Annotated in this window: 20 protein-coding genes and 1 tRNA gene; 11 read left to right on the top strand and 10 right to left on the bottom strand. The window is 48.4% G+C overall.

Features of this window, described 5'->3' with window-relative positions:
- Positions 1-146: 146 nt before the first annotated feature.
- From J4617_RS11710 to idnD, 4 genes are all read right to left on the bottom strand, one after another.
- The gene (locus tag J4617_RS11710; protein WP_001244061.1) at positions 147-1,145 is read right to left on the bottom strand and encodes a LacI family DNA-binding transcriptional regulator; all 999 of its coding nucleotides are present in this window, start codon (positions 1,143-1,145) and stop codon (positions 147-149) included.
- Between the two features lie 63 nt (positions 1,146-1,208).
- A complete protein-coding gene (idnT, locus tag J4617_RS11705; RefSeq protein ID WP_001128356.1) occupies positions 1,209-2,528 on the bottom strand; it encodes a gnt-II system L-idonate transporter in 1,320 nt (439 codons plus the stop codon).
- Positions 2,529-2,589: 61 nt separating this feature from the next.
- Entirely contained in the window at positions 2,590-3,354 is a 765-nt protein-coding gene (idnO, locus tag J4617_RS11700; RefSeq protein WP_000998688.1) for a gluconate 5-dehydrogenase, read from the bottom strand.
- Between the two features lie 24 nt (positions 3,355-3,378).
- The gene (gene idnD, locus J4617_RS11695) at positions 3,379-4,410 is read right to left on the bottom strand and encodes an L-idonate 5-dehydrogenase (RefSeq protein ID WP_017465847.1); all 1,032 of its coding nucleotides are present in this window, start codon (positions 4,408-4,410) and stop codon (positions 3,379-3,381) included.
- Positions 4,411-4,626: 216 nt separating this feature from the next.
- Between idnD and idnK the strand changes: the two genes are divergently transcribed.
- On the top strand, positions 4,627-5,157 hold the full coding sequence (gene idnK, locus J4617_RS11690; protein WP_000896756.1) for a gluconokinase: 531 nt from the start codon (positions 4,627-4,629) through the stop codon (positions 5,155-5,157).
- Positions 5,158-5,184: 27 nt separating this feature from the next.
- Here the strand turns inward: idnK and J4617_RS11685 are convergent, their stop codons facing one another.
- Entirely contained in the window at positions 5,185-6,204 is a 1,020-nt protein-coding gene (locus J4617_RS11685; protein ID WP_000152566.1) for an NAD(P)-dependent alcohol dehydrogenase, read from the bottom strand.
- Positions 6,205-6,426: 222 nt separating this feature from the next.
- Between J4617_RS11685 and J4617_RS11680 the strand changes: the two genes are divergently transcribed.
- Together J4617_RS11680 and J4617_RS11675 are read left to right on the top strand one after the other, a co-directional pair.
- Positions 6,427-6,511: transfer RNA gene (locus J4617_RS11680), tRNA-Leu, on the top strand.
- Between the two features lie 163 nt (positions 6,512-6,674).
- A complete protein-coding gene (locus J4617_RS11675) occupies positions 6,675-7,943 on the top strand; it encodes an integrase arm-type DNA-binding domain-containing protein (RefSeq protein ID WP_001750170.1) in 1,269 nt (422 codons plus the stop codon).
- Positions 7,944-7,965: 22 nt separating this feature from the next.
- Here the strand turns inward: J4617_RS11675 and J4617_RS11670 are convergent, their stop codons facing one another.
- From J4617_RS11670 to J4617_RS11650, 5 genes are all read right to left on the bottom strand, one after another.
- A complete protein-coding gene (locus J4617_RS11670; RefSeq protein WP_000957221.1) occupies positions 7,966-8,421 on the bottom strand; it encodes a hypothetical protein in 456 nt (151 codons plus the stop codon).
- A gap of 8 nt (positions 8,422-8,429) precedes the next feature.
- A complete protein-coding gene (locus J4617_RS22995) occupies positions 8,430-8,876 on the bottom strand; it encodes a hypothetical protein (RefSeq protein ID WP_243770867.1) in 447 nt (148 codons plus the stop codon).
- A 932-nt stretch (positions 8,877-9,808) separates the two neighbouring features.
- Positions 9,809-10,375: a phage polarity suppression protein gene (locus tag J4617_RS11660; protein ID WP_000214429.1), complete on the bottom strand. Its 567-nt coding sequence runs from the start codon at positions 10,373-10,375 to the stop codon at positions 9,809-9,811.
- A gap of 15 nt (positions 10,376-10,390) precedes the next feature.
- Positions 10,391-10,630 (bottom strand): ogr/Delta-like zinc finger family protein, encoded by a 240-nt coding sequence (locus J4617_RS11655; protein ID WP_000468231.1) that lies wholly within the window; start codon positions 10,628-10,630, stop codon positions 10,391-10,393.
- 3 nt (positions 10,631-10,633) lie between these two features.
- Complete coding sequence (locus J4617_RS11650) at positions 10,634-11,377, bottom strand: capsid protein (RefSeq protein WP_208290693.1); 744 nt, start codon at positions 11,375-11,377, stop codon at positions 10,634-10,636.
- Between the two features lie 540 nt (positions 11,378-11,917).
- Between J4617_RS11650 and J4617_RS11645 the strand changes: the two genes are divergently transcribed.
- The 8 genes from J4617_RS11645 to J4617_RS11610 all read left to right on the top strand — a co-directional run bounded on the left by J4617_RS11645 (position 11,918) and on the right by J4617_RS11610 (position 19,497).
- Entirely contained in the window at positions 11,918-12,184 is a 267-nt protein-coding gene (locus J4617_RS11645; protein WP_000556587.1) for an AlpA family transcriptional regulator, read from the top strand.
- Positions 12,181-12,732 carry a host cell division inhibitor Icd-like protein gene (locus tag J4617_RS11640; protein ID WP_065304736.1) on the top strand — a complete coding sequence of 184 codons (552 nt, stop codon included), beginning with the start codon at positions 12,181-12,183 and terminating at the stop codon, positions 12,730-12,732. Before J4617_RS11645 ends, J4617_RS11640 begins: the two co-directional genes overlap by 4 nt.
- A complete protein-coding gene (locus J4617_RS11635; RefSeq protein WP_001216597.1) occupies positions 12,729-12,956 on the top strand; it encodes a hypothetical protein in 228 nt (75 codons plus the stop codon). The genes J4617_RS11640 and J4617_RS11635 overlap by 4 nt, the downstream gene beginning before the upstream one ends.
- Positions 12,953-13,273, top strand: coding sequence for a DUF5375 domain-containing protein (locus tag J4617_RS11630; RefSeq protein WP_000743144.1), 321 nt, complete (start codon positions 12,953-12,955; stop codon positions 13,271-13,273). The genes J4617_RS11635 and J4617_RS11630 overlap by 4 nt, the downstream gene beginning before the upstream one ends.
- A gap of 14 nt (positions 13,274-13,287) precedes the next feature.
- Positions 13,288-15,621 (top strand): primase-helicase zinc-binding domain-containing protein, encoded by a 2,334-nt coding sequence (locus J4617_RS11625; RefSeq protein ID WP_001750171.1) that lies wholly within the window; start codon positions 13,288-13,290, stop codon positions 15,619-15,621.
- 239 nt (positions 15,622-15,860) lie between these two features.
- Positions 15,861-16,748 (top strand): sce7726 family protein, encoded by an 888-nt coding sequence (locus J4617_RS11620; RefSeq protein WP_001750172.1) that lies wholly within the window; start codon positions 15,861-15,863, stop codon positions 16,746-16,748.
- A complete protein-coding gene (locus J4617_RS11615) occupies positions 16,730-17,641 on the top strand; it encodes a sce7725 family protein (RefSeq protein ID WP_208290692.1) in 912 nt (303 codons plus the stop codon). The genes J4617_RS11620 and J4617_RS11615 overlap by 19 nt, the downstream gene beginning before the upstream one ends.
- Before the next feature lie 980 nt (positions 17,642-18,621).
- Positions 18,622-19,497, top strand: a complete 876-nt coding sequence (locus J4617_RS11610) for a phosphorothioated DNA-binding restriction endonuclease (protein WP_017465694.1) — start codon at positions 18,622-18,624, stop codon at positions 19,495-19,497.
- The last annotated feature ends 184 nt before the right edge of the window (positions 19,498-19,681 follow it).

Below are 19,681 nucleotides of genomic sequence, written 5' to 3'. Positions count from 1 at the left end.
GACCCGTAGGCCGGATAAGGCGTTAGCGCCGCCATCCGGCAGACAGCCTGGTATTCCTCGAATGATGTAGCGCGTAACCTGACGCGTGGCGCTTTTGGCTACCCGTTAAGCTCAGGCAAGCTGCGGGAAAAAGTAGATCAAAAAATTTATAACGTGCTGCCGTGATAAATCTGATAACCCAAATCAATCGTATTATGGTTGAGATCGTTATTTTTAATTTTGTTGAGCAACATCTGCGCGGCTCTGCGCCCGATCTCAAAACGAGGGGTAATTACGCTGGCGAGGCTCGGTATCATTTGCCTGCCCATCTCCAGACCGTGGAAGCCGGCGATGGAGATCTGCTCCGGTACGGCCAGTTGACGCTCTCGGCACCACAGTAGAGCGCCCATTGCGATATCGTCGTTAGTACAAAAGACGCCATCCACGTCCGGGTGCGCAGCAAGCGCATCACGCATTAGCTGTATCCCCAGATGGATAGAGGAGATAGCGCGGGGATTGATGCGCAACGGCGCCAGCCCCCGGCGCGTCATCGCATCGCAGTAGCCGTGATAACGCTGTTCATCACGGATATCGTCTTTTGAACCCAGATAGAGAATTTTCCGCCGCTGGCGTTTATCCAGCATGGTGCTGACCATATCAAAGGCGGCCTGACGGTTATCAAACCCCACCTCCATATCTAAGCGATCGCCCTGGATATCCATGAGTTCTACAATCGGAAGGGTAGCTGAGCGCAGGAATTTGACGGTTCTGAGGGTATGATATTTTTCTGAAAGAATAATGCCGTCGATATTGTAGGACAATAAATTGATAACGGACTCTTCTTCCGAATCGCGATTGTAATTGTAATTCGCAATGAGAGTTTGGTAGTTATGACCCGACGTTACGGATTCAATCCCGGCAAGAATGTCGGCAAACAACTGGTTCTGGAAAGAGGGGATCAGCACGCCCAGAGTGTAACTTTGCGCGTTTAACAGCATAGCTGGCGCGCGATTTGGTATGTAGTTAATTTCCTCCATGATCTGCGCAATACGCTCGCCGGTTTCCCTGGCGACTTTTTTCGGCGAGCGGATGTAACGGCTCACCGTCATTTTTGTCACGCCTGCAAGCGTAGCGATATCCTGCAAAGAAATTCTGTGATTCCTCATGTTTTCTCCAGTACCGGGGGCGGGAACGTCGCCCCCATGGTTAATTGGGCTGCGGATGATGAATTAATGCAGAACCGCATTCAGCGCCAGTACGCCCAGTAATCCCATGACAGAAATCAATGTTTCCATAACGGTCCAGGTGCGTAGGGTTTCCCCGACGCTAAGATTAAAATACCCTTTAAATAGCCAAAAACCGGGATCGTTAACATGTGATGCAATAACGCTTCCAGCGCCTGTCGCCAGTACCATTAACGCCGGATCGGCGTGGGTTACGTTAATAATCGGCAATACGACGCCCGCTGTGGTTATCGCGGCCACGGTCGCGGAACCTAACGCAATACGCAGCACGGCGGCTACCGTCCAGCACATTAATAACGGAGATAGCGAGGTGCCGGTCATTAATTGCGAGATATATTGGCCCACGCCGCTATCCACCAGCACTTGCTTAAACGCGCCGCCGCCCGCGATGATAAAAACAATCATCGCAATAGCGCCAATGGACTCGCCGACGATATCCATCACCTGCTCAACCGTACGTCCATTGCGTCGGCCCAGCGTAAAAATGGCGATGATAATGGCAATAAACAACGCCACTGCTGGATTACCGATAAATTCGAAGAAAACCCGCACGGCATTCGTTTTTGGCAGCGTGATTTCACATACCGCTGCGATGGCCATCAGAATGACCGGGATCACGGCGGCAAAAATACTGTTCCAGAATGACGGCATCTCTTCTTCACTGAATAGGTGAGGATTAAATAATCCTTCAGGCGGCGCTTTCTCAAAGCGCGCCAGCAATTTTGAAAACAGCGGGCCGGCAACAATCACGGTCGGTATGGTAATGATTAACCCATACAGCAGGGTCGTACCGAGATTTGCCTCAAAAATTGTCGCAATAGCGGTAGGGCCGGGATGCGGCGGCAGGAAGCAGTGCGTAACGGATAAGGCGGCGACCATTGGAACCCCGACATACAGCAAGGGCAGTCCCGATGAGGCCACAATCGTAAAAACGAGCGGCAACAGCAGTACGAATCCGACTTCAAAAAACATTGCCAGGCCGACGATAAGCCCGGTGATCACCAGCGCCCATTGCACGCGTTTTTTGCCGAACGTATTAATGAGCGTCGTCGCAATGCGCTGCGCGGCGCCGGTATCGGAAATTAATCTTCCCAGCATCGCGCCAAAACCGAGGATCATGGCGAGTCCGCCCAGAGTACCGCCAATTCCGTTTTGTATGGAGTGCAGGACGTCTTGCGCGCCCATCCCTTCGGCAAATCCCACCACGGCGGCAACCAGAACAAGGGCGATAAAGCCGTTAACTTTAAAGCCAATCATTAAAACCAACAGCAGCGCAACGCCTGCCGCAATAATTATTAATGGCATATTCGTCTCTCTTATTAGCGCCAAAATAGCAGCGCTTACGCGCTGCGTCGTATTTCCCTGGTCAGACGGCAACCAGCATACCGCCATCGACAAACAGCAGATGTCCGTTAACAAAGTCGGAGGCTTTTGACGAGAGAAACACCGCTGCGCCAATAAGCTCCTGGGGATCGCCCCAGCGTGCGGCAGGCGTACGTTTGCATAGCCAGGAGGTGAAGGCTTCATCTTCAACCAGCGCTTTGGTCATCTCCGTTTTGAAGTATCCCGGCGCAATACCGTTGACCTGGATATTATGACGCGCCAGCTCCACGCACATGCCGCGAGTCAGCATCTTCACGGCACCCTTCGACGCGGCGTATGGCGTAATCGTGTCGCGGCCCAGCTCGCTTTGCATCGAACAGATGTTGATCACTTTTCCTGCCTGCCGCGCCACCATACGGCGCGTAACGGCCTGAGAGACGAGAAAAACCGCGGTCTGATTTACGGCGATGACATCATTCCACTCCTGCTCGGGAAACTCAGTAAACGGATGACGGCGCTGGATACCGGCGTTATTTATCAGGACGTCAATGACGCCGATATCTTTTTCGATATGTTCAACCGCAGCTTCAATATCCTGTTTATGGGTGACATTAAAGGGAGCGGCAATAGCCTTTATCCCTTCCTGCTGAAGTTTCGTCACGGCTGTTTCGGCACGCTCCGGGGTAATATCGTTAACAATAATGCGCGCGCCATAGCGACCAAGACCGGTTGCCAGCAAATAACCAATTCCCTGAGCGGCTCCGGTGATAAGGATATTTTTACCTGCCAGTGAAAAAAGATCGTTCATGATAGTGTCCCTTATTTTACTTTCTCAGAAAACGAGCTGAACTTTTGCCGCCTGTGTTTTGTCTCCGGCAAAGAGCAGCGCCGCTTCCAGGTCGGTAAATGGATATTCCGCGCTCAGTAACGGCAGCGGATTGATAACGCGGTTGGCAAGCCAAGAAACCGCAGTATTAAATTCGGTAGTAAAGCGGAAAGAGCCTTTCAGGGAGATCTCTTTGCTTATTACCATCATCATCGGGAAGTTGGGGACTGCGCCGCCCATGCCAACCTGCACCATCACGCCTTTGGCCCGTGTGACTTCCAGACACGTTGAGATAGAGGAAGGATGCCCAGAGACTTCAAAACTGATATCGAAATACCCTTTTTCTGCTTTCCAGTCATCGAGAGAATCATGCTGTGGGTTCACCAGCGTATCCGCGCCCATCTGCCGGGCCAGCGAGAGAGAACGGGTACTGATATCGGCACATACCACTTCCGCCGCGCCCAGCGTTTTTACCGCGCTAACAATCAGGCAGCCGATAGGGCCAACGCCGGAGATAAAGACGCGTTTGCCCTGCAGATCGCCCGCCTCATGAGCCGCATGTATGGCAACCGCCAGCGGTTCGGCAAAGGCCATGGCTTTTTCGTCCGCCTGTTCCGGCCAGGGAATGCACTGAGCGGTATCGACAGCTTTAAATCGGGTAAAACCGCCATCGACATGCGGAAAATACATGGCGCTGCCAAAGAAACGCATTTCAGTACAGTGGTTTTCTTCATGCTGCAGACAGTATTTGCAATGACCGCAAGGCTTCGATGGATTAATCGCTACCGGTTGTCCTTCACGTAATAAATCTGAGTCGCTACGAACGATTTTGCCAATCACTTCATGACCTAAAATCATTGGCGCTTTTACTGTAAAATTGCCGACTTTGCCTTCCTGATAATAATGTAAGTCAGACCCACAAATGCCGCCACGGGTAATTTGTACGAGTGTTCCTTTATTATTCCATTCAATATTTTGTTCCGTAACGGCAACAGCACGCTTACCCGCAACAACGCAGGATTGAGTTTTTACTTCCATAAATTCCTCACTGGTCAGGTAGTTACCCTGAACGCATTTAAGCGGTTTTATTTGTCACTATTTGTGACTTATGTCACGCTGGAAAATTGTTACACTACAATGTTACGCATAACGTGATGTGCCTTAGAGTTCTTCTCTATGGAAATTAAAAAACGTGAAATTGTCGAACGTAGAGGCGTAATATTGTGGAGTGGAATATGACTCAGAGGTATTTAAATGGCCGGGGAAAGCTATATTTTAATGGGTGTTTCAGGTAGTGGTAAGTCTTTAATAGGCAGCAAAATTGCAACATTATTTTCTGCGAAGTTTATTGACGGTGATGATCTCCATCCGGCGAAAAACATTGATAAAATGTCTCAGGGAATACCGTTAACTGATGAAGACCGTTTACCCTGGCTGGAACGATTAAATGACGCTTCATACAGTCTTTATAAAAAAAATGAGACGGGATTTATTGTCTGCTCGTCATTAAAAAAACAGTACCGCGATATTTTACGTAAGAGCAGCCCTAACGTACATTTCCTGTGGCTGGATGGCGATTACGCTACCATTCTGCAGCGAATGCAGCGTCGTGCCGGGCATTTTATGCCGCCAGACCTGCTGCAAAGTCAGTTTGACGCGCTGGAGCGACCGTGTGCCGATGAACATGATATTGCGCGTATCGATGTTAATCATGACATCGAGCACGTGACGGAGCAGTGCCGACTGGCTGTACAGGCTTTTCGTCAGGCACTCAGCGCTTCCTGATCATTGTCAAAGCGCTGAGTCAGGCGGTCAGAAGTCAGCTTTTAGCACTACACGATAGCGGGCTTTGCCGTCGCGAACGTGCTGGATAGCCTCGTTGATTTGTGACATTGCGAACAGTTCCGTGGTGGGCGCGACTTTACTGCGTCCGGCGAATTTCATCAGTTTGCGAAGTTCATATGGCGTTCCGGTTGCCGAGCCTGAGATACTGCGATCGCCGGCAATTAATGTAAACGCCGGTACGGGCAGCGGCTTCAATACGGCCCCAACGGTATGGAAGTTACCGCCATACGTCAGAGCTTCGAAGTAGGGCTGCCAGTCGAGATCGACGTTGACCGTGTTAATAATGAGATCGAACTGACCCGCCAGTGCTTTTAACGCTTCCGGATCGCGGCTGTTCACCACGTTATTGGCCCCCATCGCCAGCACCTCCTGCTCTTTCGATGGATTGGAGCTGAACGCGGTGACTTCGCAGCCCATTGCGTGTAACAGCTTTATGGCGATATGCCCAAGCCCGCCGATACCGATGACGCCAACGCGGCTGGTAGCAGTAATATGGTGCATCAGTAGCGGTTTAAAGACCGTAATGCCGCCACATAACAGCGGGCCTGCGGACGCCATATCCATATTCTCCGGAAGAGGAATTACCCACTGCCAGCCTGCGCGAAGCTTCTCGGCAAAACCGCCACGATTGAGGATAGTGGGCACTGCGCCTTCCTGGCAGTTAATTTGATTGCCGCTGATACAGGCATCGCAGTGTCCGCAGCTGCGCGCCGTCCAGCCGATTCCAACGCGCTGGCCGACTTTTAGCCCCTTATCCTGTGCCGCGCTGCCGAGCGCGGCTACCCGACCGATGACCTCATGTCCGGCAACCAGAGGGTATTGAGAGAACCCCCATTCATTGTCGATCATTGACAGATCGGAATGGCAGATCCCGCAGTAGTCGACCCGTACCTCGACATCTTCCGGTTGGAGTTCTCCCGCGTCATATTCATAGAGTTCGAGTTCGCCGCCCGCCTCTTTGGCGGCATAGCTTTTTATTATCGTCATTGTGCTTCCCTTAATGTGGTGTTGAACTGAAAAGTGTAGAGCATGGAGGCAAGGGACGCCCGGCGTTAATCTGCTGAAGAAGGCGGGAAGTAGCCTGATTATTCTATTTAATACTCAACGTTGCTGAAATTTTCAGCACTTAGCGATACAGGTGTATGCTCGTGCTTGCATGGCGGCGTATGACAGGTATAATCCACAACGTTTTCCGCATACCTCTTCAGTGCCGAAGTGGCGAAATCGGTAGACGCAGTTGATTCAAAATCAACCGTAGAAATACGTGCCGGTTCGAGTCCGGCCTTCGGCACCATTAGTACTTCCAAGACCATCCGAGAAAGTCCAATTATCCCTTTAAAATCAATGCGTACAGCGATTTTTACGTCCTGAGTCGTCCGAGGTTGTCCGTTGAAATCCGGATGTCATTGGGGGCATAATTGGGGGCATCTTAACTTCGATTAGAAATGTGCCCCCAAATGAAGCTCAACGCCAGACAGGTCGAGACCGCAAAGCCAAAAGACAAAACCTATAAAATGGCCGATGGCGGCGGTTTGTATCTCGAGGTTTCGGCCAAGGGTTCTAAATACTGGCGCATGAAATACAGACGCCCCTCAGACAAAAAAGAGGATCGCCTCGCTTTTGGTGTTTGGCCTACTGTGACGCTTGCTCAGGCAAGAGCAAAGCGCGATGAAGCTAAAAAGCTGTTAGCGCAGGGCATTGATCCAAAAGCCGAACAGAAAGAAGCTCAGGCCGAGAATTCGGGGGCATATTATTTCGAAACTATCGCTCGTGAATGGCATGCTAGTAATAAGCGCTGGAGTGAAGATCACCGATCACGCGTTCTACGTTATCTTGAGCTTTATATCTTTCCTCATATTGGTTCGTCTGACATCCGTCAGCTCAAAACTAGCCACCTGTTAGCCCCGATTAAAAAAGTTGATGCCAGTGGTAAGCATGACGTTGCACAGCGCCTTCAGCAGCGAGTCACGGCTATTATGCGTTATGCAGTACAGAACGATTACATCGACTCAAATCCAGCCAGTGATATGGCCGGTGCGCTATCGACAACCAAAGCGCGACATTACCCCGCTTTGCCCTCCAGCCGGTTCCCTGAGTTTCTTGCTCGTCTTGCTGCATATCGTGGCCGTGTAATGACGCGGATCGCGGTTGAGCTTTCCTTACTAACTTTTGTGCGTTCCAGTGAGTTACGTTTCGCGCGTTGGGATGAGTTCGACTTCGATAAATCTCTCTGGCGAGTACCTGCAAAACGAGAAGAAATTAAAGGTGTGCGTTACTCGTACCGTGGCATGAAGATGAAAGAGGAGCATATCGTTCCGCTTAGTCGGCAGGCGATGATTTTGCTAAACCAGTTAAAGCAGATTAGTGGTGATAAAGAGCTGCTTTTTCCGGGTGATCATGACGCAACTAAGGTTATGAGCGAAAACACGGTAAATAGCGCATTGCGTGCGATGGGCTATGACACGAAAACCGAAGTTTGCGGGCACGGGTTTAGAACGATGGCCCGTGGTGCATTGGGTGAGTCCGGATTATGGAGTGAAGATGCTATAGAACGACAGTTGAGCCATTCAGAGCGTAATAATGTACGTGCAGCTTATATTCATACTTCTGAACATCTAGATGAGAGGCGTCTTATGGTTCAATGGTGGGCGGATTATTTAGATATAAGTAAGCATTCTCAAGTCACGCCATATGAGTTTGGAAACACGCTTAAAGTTAAAAAGTGAGAAATACCGGTCAAAAGCTAACTTATTTTTTCTGCATTTGACCGAGTGTAATTACAGTTATTAATATGATGTGAACAATATTAAGAATGAGAATGTATAAACCACATTTCAAAACTGTTAATGCAACATTAAATGGCATTATGATAGCCACCATGCATAATAAAAATGTTACCAATAAAAAAACAATGCTCTGCCCATATATATGGTAGAAGATATTTATATATCCTTGCTGTCGCCACCTTAGAAAAGAAGTCTTATCAGACACCGATATGATATAAGCGCCAATTGCAGCAATGAATCCAGTCATTGTGAAACTGAAAGTCCCTAATAATGTAGCGATGCCAATTATACCTTCAGGTTTTATCTCTATGTATTGGTTTTCACAAAACACCGCAATGAGAGAAAAAACAACAGCAATAAGAATGCTTACACCCCACGTGGCTAAATTAATTATTACTATTGCTTGGTTAGTAAGCATCGTCATCCTCAACTTTTTGCTTTGTGGTAACTTTCTGTTTTTAGATTATTCCACACTGGATCAATAATACCTGAATGTATGCGTCCAGTAAATTTTTGTGCATATGTACTCAATTCACTTATCACAACTTGGTTTTTGTATCTTTTTTCAAGTATTTGCTCTTCAATCTTTGCCTTGAGATGAGGGTTTATTATATCAAAAATATTCTGATTCTGGTCTAGAATGAACTCTTTCACATTTGATTGAAACTCATCTGCCTTAGCTCTGAAATAAATTTCTGCATATTCTTTGTCATTGGATGAGGATAAACTTGAGAGTAATGGTTGTATATAATCTTTTACATTCTCTTTTCTATCTTTTCTTTTTACGATAATTTGCACTTCCATATTATCTGATGGTTCCTTGCCAAACAATCCATTTATTACATCTCCAACGGAATCATTATTTAACTTCACTCGCGCTTCAGTGATGAGTTTGAATTTCGTAGCCGATGTGGATTTAATTTCTATTTTTAATGTGCAAAGCTCGAAGGTGTAAATATGCGATTGAAAATCTTGATTAATTATTTCGTTAATAAAGAATTGCAAATCATCAATGTCAGCATTACCTTTACCCTAGGTTACTCCGATTATTGAATGTTTAGGGTCAATAAAAAAGTAAGTAACTTTCTCTAGACTATCTTTACCCAGCACAGACGCCAAATCATTTACTACACCAGTTGCTCTATCTACAGCTTTAAATGCTGTAGTAATTGCTGGCGTGGTCAAATAGTATATGCCATCAAATGAGGTAGGCATGGCTAGGTATAGTCTTTTTAATCCTTTACTTTTCTCAAAAAGAGATTTTTTCTATGCAGGCAAAAATTTTTGATAATATCTGAAATGTTATCAAAATAAACTTGTTGATTTCTATTGTCGGTTATTCTGTAAGTGAAATAATTTAACTTCATGTTCTCTTTCGCCTAGAGTGTTGATTTTTATATCATTGATCAGAAATATACTTTTAACAAGTATGCCTACTCATTTTTTGGGGTAGGTTCAATATATTATGTATTGGTATTGTTCACCTGCATGCCCCGTAAGAGCATCAAACCTACTCTATGCATTTGCCACAGATCCATAATCGTTTTATCTGCATACATCTACGATGTACTCAGGGCTCGAAAATAAATGTGCATCATTGCTATTAGCGCGCAATGCTCTCCCCGCCACGCCTGCCCGCTTTATAGGGCAGTTTTCATGCAGTTGCATGAACCGGCACAGACCGCGCCGGTACTGGTGTTGCGTGGGATAAAAAATACGGGGATTTGCATGCAAAACCATGCACCTTATGGATGCATGGCTTTTTTCAGGAAAAATAGCGGAATTTTCGGGGATTTTTTTGCGTGCTACCGTGCGGCCAGTTCTGCACGTCGGCGGGTGTAAATCAGGTTCTGTGCCGGGGTGAATTTCTGGCGATTATCATCCCGCGAAGCCGCATCAGGCCTGAATCCGATGGCCGTTAAAATGTCGCTGTCCTGCGCGGAATAATTAATTTTTTCACCTGCGGCCAGCCACACCGACAGGGCTTCACGCAGATAATCAACCGAGTGCTGCATGGCGCTCTGTTTTACTGCGGGAATTTGTTCGTGATACCCCATCAGCTCAGGCGCCAGCGTGGCGGCCAGCTCCGCGCCGTGCTGCTGCATAAAGTCATGGAGCCGGTTGCGGATGCTGATGTGCTGTACCTCCTCATGTGAGCGGATATAGCGACCGGCGGCCTGATTAATCTCCCACTTTTTCACGTCGATATTGTCGCGCAAATCCTGCATTCTGCACGGGATTTGTTCGTCACCGGCAAGGAGCTGTTCACGGTATTCAAGTTCAAGGTCGGCCAGTTCGGCTTTACGTTTCAGCCAGGTGTTTTTGTTCGTCTGACAGGCCTCAAAGGCCTGCTGCAATGTCACAGTGGTCACGTGTCTCTCTCCTGATTAATGCCGGAACGGCGAGCTGTAGCAGCCCTGTACTTTACGCGGCGGCGGTGGCGTCACCGGTGCGGGGTCGGTTTTTTCCGGTGCGGCACGTATCACACCGTCAACCGACTCGATGGTGCGGAAAGTGGCCGAACATTCGATATTGGTACACTGGTGATAACGCTGTTTGACGTTTTCCGACAGATAACGGCTGGTACGGACGTGCGCGGTCTTTTTGCAGAACGGACAGTGAAACATGATTCAGCCCTCTGCCTGTTCGTGGGATTTTTCGGCCAGTTCAGCGGCAAGCTTCATCCGTCTGGCCGGGCTTCTTAACAGCGCCATATCAACCCCGGTTATGACCGGGCGATTCATACCCGTTACGGACAGGACCGGCTCCTGCTCCATATCAAAATGATACAGGGCTGACTGCATATTCAGGGCATCACCCAGCTCACGGGTCACGGTCGCACGCGGCGAGGTTTCTCCGCTCATTTCCAGCGACCGTATACGCAACAGAAAGGCACGTAACAGTGCGGGGCTGATACCGGCCAGCGCCTTCTTCCACTCGCTGTTGGCGTAAGTGGTGAACGCTTTTTCATGGGCGCTGATATAAGCAGTACCGGAGGAGCATGCATCGAGCATGGCGAGGCCTTTGTCTTTCTTCAGCTCGGTAATCAGACCGGTGAACTCATCAGCCAGTTCGCGGCTGGCGATATGTTTACTGTGTTCAGCTTTCAGTTCAGGAGTAAGGTTGCCGCGCAGAGTTCGAAAGCGGCTGCGCCAGTCCTGTTCGGCCTGTGCACTTTCACTGAGCGCGGTCTGTCGTTCCTGCTCACAACGCTGAATGGAAGCCTCAATGTCGCTGAGTTTACCCATGCTGGCCGTGTGTGCGTCTTTTGCTTCGTTAAGTGCGGCCAGCGCACCGGCAATACGTTGTTCCGCGCCTTCATCCTGTTTACTGATAACGGTCTGCATGGCTTTGATAATGAGTTCGGGTTTCATGTTCAGGCTCTCCGTGTGTTCAACCTGAAATGATTCTGACGCCTCCTGCACAACAACACGATTCATTGCCGTTGTCAGAGTGCTGGCACAAACAGACCTTAAAAACCGGCTGGCCAGAGAAAGGTCGCAGGAAAACCTTACTCACCGTTTGTTTTTTTACTTATAACTATTCACCACTGTTCACCTTAAATAAAAAGATAAGTAATACAGTAAGTTAAAGGGTGAACAGTTGAAGGTCTGACTGTTCACCGTCTGTTCACCACTGTTCACCCTTCAGTTTTTTCAGCCAGTCAGCCACTTAGACTTTTTAGTGATTAAAAATAATAAATATATAAACAAAAGTAATCAGCAATGGGCCACCGGTTTGCCAACGTTTGCCAAAAAACGGCCAACGTTTGCCACTGTATAAAAAACGCTCTGTTGTGTGGTGGAGCAGTACAAAATGACTTGTTGCCCTGAGGGAAAATATTCACAAAATAGAGAGCTACCCGAAGCCGGACGGACACGACCGGCACTGTATGGACTTTGTGAGGTAGCCCGATGCACACCGCTTTTTCTTCCCCGTCTTCTGCCCCTGCCGCCCCGCTGATGCCGGTTTCTGATACCGTTCACGAACGCTTTATCCGTCTGCCCGAAGTGATGCATCTGTGCGGCCTGTCCCGCTCGACCATTTACGACCTCATCAGCCGGGAAGCCTTCCCGAAACAAATCTCCCTCGGCGGAAAAAACGTGGCGTGGGCGCAGTCTGAAATCACTGCATGGATGGCGGATCGCATTGCCGAACGCAACCGGGGCTATGACGCATGATGATGGCCGCTCAGCATACAGCCCCTTTTTCTGGCTTGCTTCTTTTCGCCGTTTCCAGGTATAGTTTTCCCGCTGTCGCAAAATCGGCAGTCGGGATTTGCAGCCCGTGTAACTCAATGGCGACACCAGACGCGCCATGCGTCTTTTTTTACGTCGTAGCTCAGACACACCCATTTTTCGGGCTGTGGTGTTTACACCGTGGCTCCTTTCAGACAATGGTGGTTCGGGCGGGGCAGCCTTCGGGCTGGCCGGTATCCATTGAGGCCGGTACTGCAAACCCTGTCCGGGCCACCACCCATGAGATTTGCAGCTCCGGTGGTGGCGATAACCGCTACTCAATGGAGGTTGCCCCTATGGCTACGACCCTCACCCCGTCACACCCGCAATTCGTCTTTGTGTTTGCCGCCGTTCCTCGCGCAGACCGTAAACCCCGTATCTGTATGCTCCGCACCGTTGCCGGTGATGAACACACCGCACGCCTTTCTCTTGTTCGCGATTACGTCCTCTCGTTTGCTGGCCGTCTGCCGATTGCGGAGGTGCGCGCATGAGACACACCACTATTACCGCCCGTGACCTCGAATGTCTGGAGCATATGCGCAACGTCGGCCAGCTCGTCGGCGACCTGATGCAGGTGCAGGACTGCGCCACCGTTCGTCGTGACCCGGCGCAGCACTTACAGCTCACCTCCGTGATTTACCTCATGACCGCCCAGCTCGACGGTGTGGTCGAACGCTGCAATCAGCAGTGGCTGACCGGGGAGGGTAACGTATGAAAAAGCCATTACCGCCCGCATTACGCGCCGCGCTGTATCGTCGTGCCGTGGCCTGTGCCTGGCTGACCCTGTGCGAACGCCAGCACCGCTACCCGCACCTCACCCTCGACGCGCTGGAAAGCGCCATTGCCGCCGAGCTGGAGGGCTTCTACCTGCGCCAGCACGGCGAGGAAAAAGGCCGCCAGATTGCCTGTGCCCTGCTGGAAGATTTAATGGAAGCCGGACCACTCAAAGCCGCCCCGTCGCTGTCCTTTCTCGGGCTGGCCGTGATGGATGAGCTTTGCGCCCGTCATATCACCGCACCAGTACTGCACTGAGGGAGAAAACAACCATGAAAATGAACGTAACAGAAACCGTAAAACAGGCGTGCGGCCACTGGCCGCGCATTCTCCCTGCGCTGGGTGTGAAGGTGATTAAAAACCGCCATCAGGCCTGTCCGGTATGCGGCGGCTCCGACCGCTTTCGCTTTGACGATAAAGAGGGGCGCGGGACGTGGTTCTGCAATCAGTGCGGCGCGGGTGACGGACTTAAGCTGGTAGAAAAAGTGTTTGGCGTGACTCCCTCAGAGGCCGCCGGGAAGGTGAACGCCGTGACCGGCAATCTGTTACCGGTTGCCCCGGAAGTGATTGCGGCCGCAGAGGCTGAAACTGTGGCCGACCGCAAAGCGGCGGCCGCGCTGGCCGTCAGGCTCATGGAGAAAACCCGACCGGCCACCGGCAATGCCTACCTCACCCGCAAGGGTTTCCCCGACCGGGAATGTCTGACGCTCACCGTCATGCATAAAACCGGCGGCGTGACGTTCCGCGCCGGTGATGTGGTTGTCCCGCTGTATGAGGATACCGGCACACTGGTTAACCTTCAGCTTATCAATGCTGACGGTCTCAAGCGCACCCTGAAAGGCGGTCAGGTCAAAGGGGCATGTCATATCATCGAAGGGAAAAAACAGGCCGGAAAACGCCTGTGGATTGCGGAGGGCTATGCGACAGCGCTCACCGTGCATCACCTGACCGGCGAAACCGTCATGGTGGCGCTCTCGTCCGTGAACCTCCTTTCTCTGGCGAGTCTTGCCCGTCAGAAACACCCGGCCTGTCAGATTGTGCTCGCCGCCGACCGTGACCTTAACGGCGACGGCCAGAACAAAGCCGCTGCGGCCGCAGACGCCTGTGAGGGCGTTGTTGCCCTGCCTCCGGTGTTCGGTGACTGGAATGATACGTTTAAGCAGCACGGCGGGGAGGCCACGCGGAAAGCGATATATGACGCAATCCGGCCACCGGCGCAAAGTCCGTTTGATACCATGAGCGAGGCAGAATTTACCGCCATGAGCGCCAGCGACAAGGCCTTGCGGGTGCATGAGCATTACGGCGAAGCGTTGGCGGTGGATGCGAACGGCCAGCTCCTGTCCCGCTATGAAAACGGCATCTGGAAAAATATCCCTGCCGCCACTTTTTCACGGAATGTGGCTGACTTATTCCAGCGTCTGCGCGCCCCGTTCTCATCGGGGAAAATTGCCTCGGTGGTGGAGACCCTGAAACTGATTATTCCGCAGCAGGATACTCCGGCGCGTCGTCTGATTGGCTTTCGCAACGGGGTACTCGATACCCAAAGCGGCCTGTTCAGCCCGCACAGTAAATCACACTGGCTGCGCACGTTGTGCGACGTGGATTTCACCCCGCCGGTGGACGGGGAAACGCTGGAGACTCACGCGCCGAACTTCTGGCGCTGGCTCGACCGTGCGGCTGGCAAAAATCCACAAAAACGCGATGTGATACTGGCTGCGCTGTTTATGGTGCTGGCGAACCGTTACGACTGGCAGCTCTTTCTCGAAGTGACCGGTCCCGGCGGGAGTGGAAAAAGTATTCTGGCTGAAATCGCGACCCTGCTCGCCGGAGAGGATAACGCCACGTCAGCCGATATCGACACGCTGGAAGACCCGCGCAAGCGTGCCTCCCTGATTGGCTTCTCGCTTATTCGTCTGCCTGACCAGGAAAAATGGAGCGGTGACGGCGCAGGGCTTAAGGCCATCACCGGCGGCGATGCGGTCTCGGTTGACCCGAAATACCAGAACCCCTATTCCACGCATATTCCGGCGGTGATTCTGGCCGTGAACAATAATCCCATGCGCTTCACCGACCGCAGCGGCGGTGTGTCACGTCGCCGGGTGATTATTCACTTCCCGGAACAGATTGCCCCGGAGGAACGCGACCCGCAGCTCAGGGATAAAATTGCGCGCGAGCTGGCCGTGATTGTGCGCCAGCTTATGCAGAAATTCAGCGCCCCTATGACCGCCCGCGCACTGCTCCAGTCGCAGCAGAACTCCGACGAGGCGCTCAGCATTAAGCGCGATGCTGATCCGACGTTTGATTTTTGCGGTTATCTGGAAATGCTCCCGCAGACCAACGGGATGTTTATGGGGAATGCCAGCATCATCCCGCGTAATTATCGTAAATATCTCTATCACGCGTATCTGGCCTATATGGAGGCTAACGGGTACAGGAACGTGCTCAGCCTGAAAATGTTCGGGCTGGGGCTGCCCATGATGCTGAAAGAGTACGGCCTGAATTATGAGAAGCGGCACACCAAGCAGGGGATACAAACCAATCTGTCGCTGAAAGAGGAAAGCTACGGCGACTGGCTGCCGAAGTGCGACGACCCCGCAGCAACATAACCTCACTCAGACCGGCAACAGCCGGTCTTTTCTTTTATGGCCATTGCCGAAAGCTGAACAATGTGCTGCTCACTCTTTCTCGGTTGATTTAATATTATCTCATTGATATTATTGTTTTTAATATGATTTTAGTGGTAAGTGCATCCCTTAAAATCGTAAATTCTTTAATAATGTTGAGAGAATCAAGGAAATCACGCTACTATTTGTGTCTAATACTATTGGTTTTTGGCTAAAGGTGCGTGAGTGAGATTGGTGTTGAAATGAGCAATAATAAAAATATTGGACAGCTATTTACAAGTCAGGCTATTAATGCTGTTGCAGATGGCGATTTTTCCTTACTCCATGAGTTAATAGGTAATGTTTTAACTCCTAAATTTTTTCCTGTTAAAGTATCCGAAATATTCGATATAGCATTTAAGAAATTATCACATGAATATAAATCAGAATATTTTTTCAAAAATATTATAGCAAACGAAGTATTTTTGAAAAAACATAAAAAAAATGAAGCTGTAATGCTTTCTGAATTTCGAGTTGGAACAAATAAAGCTGATTGTGTAATAATAAATGGATTATCAACTTGCTATGAAATAAAAACGGAGTTAGATAATCTAAAGAGATTGCCAGAACAATTAGATTCATACATAAGCTTATTCGATAAAGTTTATGTTGTAGCAGCAAAAACTCACATCGAAAAAATAAAACTAATCGTTCCAGAAGCTGTTGGTATCATTGAACTCACAGATAAAAATAAGCTGGAAGAAATTAAACCTGCGTTAACCATCAATTCTGAAATTAATCCAAAATTAATGATTGGTTCAATGAGAATTGCAGAATATAAATTTATGGCAGAGGAAATATCAGGGGATAAAATTAACCTACCAAACATGGATGTATATTCTTTCTGCTTAGAAATATTTGAGAACACAGATTCTTATACCCTAAGAAAACACTTTCGTAACTCGCTGAAAAAACATAGGGCTAATGATATTAGCTTCATTAATACGCTACCTAGATCACTAAAATCATCGGCAATTAGCTATAGTATTACTCAGACTCGTCAGAGATCGCTGACAAAAATACTATCAAGCTACATTGAAAAGGATGATATATGTACTTCCCTTTACTGAGAGGTAAGCAGTACGAGTTGATAGCATTAAAAGAGTTATCAACTATTGTTCCTAACGATCTTTTTAAACCGATAATTGAACCCGTACGAAAAAATCTCAAACAGCTCGAAGTTGCAGTTAAGTTATTGAATAAAAACAAAATTATACCAATTATAATTGTTAACTCTGAAATAGGTGAATTAAAAGGTAATACAAATAATTTTATTAACAGTCTATATAATATTAAAGGAATATCATTCATGCCGTGTATTAAATACATTGATGATATTCAAGAATTTGATAGATTGAATGGTATTATAAATGGTGAGAAAGCATCCTATGTTGAGAGTGGGGTAACCAAAGAGCTAGTTTCTCGTTTAAAAGTGTTTTCTATTAACATTATACCTGAAGGTTCTCCTAATATTGTTTTACAGCAGTTATCCAATATAGTATTAATGGATGATCCCTTTAAAAAGAAAAAAAGGAACGCTGACTATCCTTCTAATTCATATTTTTCGGACTTGCATGTAAGGTATTCCGGAGTTCATAATTCAGTAATTGGTTTTGGTGATTTTAATATTGCGGGTTCAGATTACGCTGAGTCTGGCGGCCCTGCATACGTAGTGACTATTCATGTGAGCTATCTAGATAGTAATGAATTTGACGCTATGTCAGTTAGACATTTTTCTTCTGTAGATGATGGAACTCCTTCGAATCCATCAGGCAAATTCCAGCAAGCTTTAGAAAAACTTGTATTGCACGATCAAAATTTTCCTAAATTTTTTGATAATACATCAGGCCTAAGAGGGTTCAAATCATTGCATGCGCGAAGACATTACCCTGGATTAGGTCAGGTTAAACAATTGTCAATGCAACATCATATTGAAACGATCTGTAACTTCATCGCAGTCTAGTTTTGTAATATATTTATAAATATGTGTATGATAGTGACTATCATAATAGGATTTATCATCATTTCAATACATTAACTGCTAATCATGATCCTTGTTGAGTGCGGGATGAATTATGAAAAGCTGATTACAAAACAGGCATTTCGGAAAAACCTGCTGCGGAAAGAATAAATCTACGACGACTGGTTGCCTAAATGTAACAAACCTACAGCGATTCAACCTATCTCAGACCGGCAACAGCCGGTCTTTTTATATCTGACCAACACCATGGGGTGAACAATTCATTGTTCACCCTTCACCGTATATTCACCCTGTATCATTATGAAATTATTAATAAAAAACCAGAGGTGAACAGAGTGAACAGTAAAACCCAAAAAAACTTTTTATCCCCACGCGCATCACCTGACCGGACACATCCAGACGATCAAAAATCATAAAGGTGAAGAGTCGACTGTTCACTCTTCACCAACTCATCACTACCTAACCACATGATATAAAATGATAAATAACCGAGGTGAACAGTGTGAACAGTTAAATGCAAAAAAACTTTTTTATGACACTCTTGTCCCGGTTAGGTTCCGAGTGACGGATCCTAACCGAAAAGAAGCTTTAACACTTATTTAATGAGTCATATCAGTTAGCTAGGGTGAAGCGGGGGTGAAAAAATGGTTGGGGGCACAAATGGGGGCATATGTCATGGTTTGTTAAATTTAATTTTTATTTTTCATTTAGTTAAGTTATGTTTCGAGTCCGGCCTTCGCACCAAAAGCATATAAATGAACCTCAACTGAGATCTTTTTTATGTCTAAAATCCAGAAGTTACCTACCTTTCTCGGTTGAGCGCTGTGTTTTTTCCGTTGTTATCAGAATGCTAACTGTCAGTACAGAGCCGACAGACAAAAAGTATGTCTGCAATAATGTCTTGAATGTACATATAGTTGCGAGCATCATCGCAACTATGTGCTCATGGATTCTTCAACGTAATGACCTCTGACAAAAACCTAAAGCAAGCGATATCAAATATTACTATCTGGCGCAAAGGCGAACAGCGAGCGCCGCATAAGCCGTTATTGCTGTTATATGTCCTCTCGCACTATCGGCAGGGTCACGATCGCCTGTTTGATTATGGTTCTGAAATTCATGAGCAATTGCTGGATTTGTTGGAGCGCTATGGGCCACAGCGCCGTGAACAGCGCCCGGATATGCCGTTCTGGCGTCTGAAGGGCGATGGTTTCTGGGAATTGCAAAACGCGGAATTCTGCTCAACGAGTGGTAGCCGCCAGCCGCCCAAGCGCGAACTCATTGAATATAATGTCGCTGGTGGGTTTGATGCCGTCAATTTCGCGCTGGTAACAAAAAAACGTAAGCTAATCGACGCGCTGGCGCAGCAGATCCTTGAGGCGCATTTTCCGACCAGTATTCAGGAAGACATCGCTGACGAGATGGGTTTTGATATTCGCACCTCTCTGCGTCAACGCGATCCGAAGTTCCGCCAGGCGGTGCTACGAGCTTACAATTATCAATGTGCGGTCTGCGGCTTCAATATGCGCCACGATAACGCCCCTATAGCCCTTGAAGCAGCCCATATCAGATGGAAGCAGCATCATGGTCCTTGTGAAGTGCCTAATGGCCTGGCGTTGTGCGCAATTCATCATAAAGCGTTCGACCGTGGTTCGATTGGCCTGGATGAAAATATGCGTGTGGTGGTTTCCGACGCGGTGAATGGTGGCGGGGTGGTACAGCGGCTGTTCTGGGATTTTGCGGGGAAAGAGATCGCGTTGCCGCAGATGAAAGAAAATTATCCGGGTGAACGGTTTGTGGAATGGCACAAGAGGGAGGTGTTCAGAGGAGGGCATTGATCTGGGGGAGTATTTTGAGTGGGGTATACGTTATCTGTAAAAAATAGCTCCACATCAAAGGCATCAAAGTAATCGGCCACGGTTCTCGCACTATGGTCTGTAGCGCGCTGGTGGAGTCACACCTGTAGTCAAGCGACGCGTAGAGCGCCAGATGAGCCATCATGAGCGCAAGCGGAATTTATAA

It is taken from the genome of Salmonella sp. 32010601201800023SM (assembly GCF_017572235.1).
Classification (GTDB): domain Bacteria; phylum Pseudomonadota; class Gammaproteobacteria; order Enterobacterales; family Enterobacteriaceae; genus Salmonella; species Salmonella enterica.
This window is presented reverse-complemented; position numbering and strand designations above follow the sequence as displayed.

Bases quoted from the DNA above. Each gene is read 5' to 3' on its own strand.
- J4617_RS11710 (WP_001244061.1), bottom strand. From the start codon at position 1,145: ATGAGGAATCACAGAATTTCTTTGCAGGATATCGCTACGCTTGCAGGC.
- idnT (WP_001128356.1), bottom strand. From the start codon at position 2,528: ATGCCATTAATAATTATTGCGGCAGGCGTTGCGCTGCTGTTGGTTTTA.
- idnO (WP_000998688.1), bottom strand. From the start codon at position 3,354: ATGAACGATCTTTTTTCACTGGCAGGTAAAAATATCCTTATCACCGGA.
- idnD (WP_017465847.1), bottom strand. From the start codon at position 4,410: ATGGAAGTAAAAACTCAATCCTGCGTTGTTGCGGGTAAGCGTGCTGTT.
- idnK (WP_000896756.1), top strand. From the start codon at position 4,627: ATGGCCGGGGAAAGCTATATTTTAATGGGTGTTTCAGGTAGTGGTAAG.
- J4617_RS11685 (WP_000152566.1), bottom strand. From the start codon at position 6,204: ATGACGATAATAAAAAGCTATGCCGCCAAAGAGGCGGGCGGCGAACTC.
- J4617_RS11675 (WP_001750170.1), top strand. From the start codon at position 6,675: ATGAAGCTCAACGCCAGACAGGTCGAGACCGCAAAGCCAAAAGACAAA.
- J4617_RS11670 (WP_000957221.1), bottom strand. From the start codon at position 8,421: ATGCTTACTAACCAAGCAATAGTAATAATTAATTTAGCCACGTGGGGT.
- J4617_RS11655 (WP_000468231.1), bottom strand. From the start codon at position 10,630: ATGTTTCACTGTCCGTTCTGCAAAAAGACCGCGCACGTCCGTACCAGC.
- J4617_RS11650 (WP_208290693.1), bottom strand. From the start codon at position 11,377: ATGAAACCCGAACTCATTATCAAAGCCATGCAGACCGTTATCAGTAAA.
- J4617_RS11645 (WP_000556587.1), top strand. From the start codon at position 11,918: ATGCACACCGCTTTTTCTTCCCCGTCTTCTGCCCCTGCCGCCCCGCTG.
- J4617_RS11640 (WP_065304736.1), top strand. From the start codon at position 12,181: ATGATGATGGCCGCTCAGCATACAGCCCCTTTTTCTGGCTTGCTTCTT.
- J4617_RS11635 (WP_001216597.1), top strand. From the start codon at position 12,729: ATGAGACACACCACTATTACCGCCCGTGACCTCGAATGTCTGGAGCAT.
- J4617_RS11630 (WP_000743144.1), top strand. From the start codon at position 12,953: ATGAAAAAGCCATTACCGCCCGCATTACGCGCCGCGCTGTATCGTCGT.
- J4617_RS11625 (WP_001750171.1), top strand. From the start codon at position 13,288: ATGAAAATGAACGTAACAGAAACCGTAAAACAGGCGTGCGGCCACTGG.
- J4617_RS11615 (WP_208290692.1), top strand. From the start codon at position 16,730: ATGTACTTCCCTTTACTGAGAGGTAAGCAGTACGAGTTGATAGCATTA.
- J4617_RS11610 (WP_017465694.1), top strand. From the start codon at position 18,622: ATGACCTCTGACAAAAACCTAAAGCAAGCGATATCAAATATTACTATC.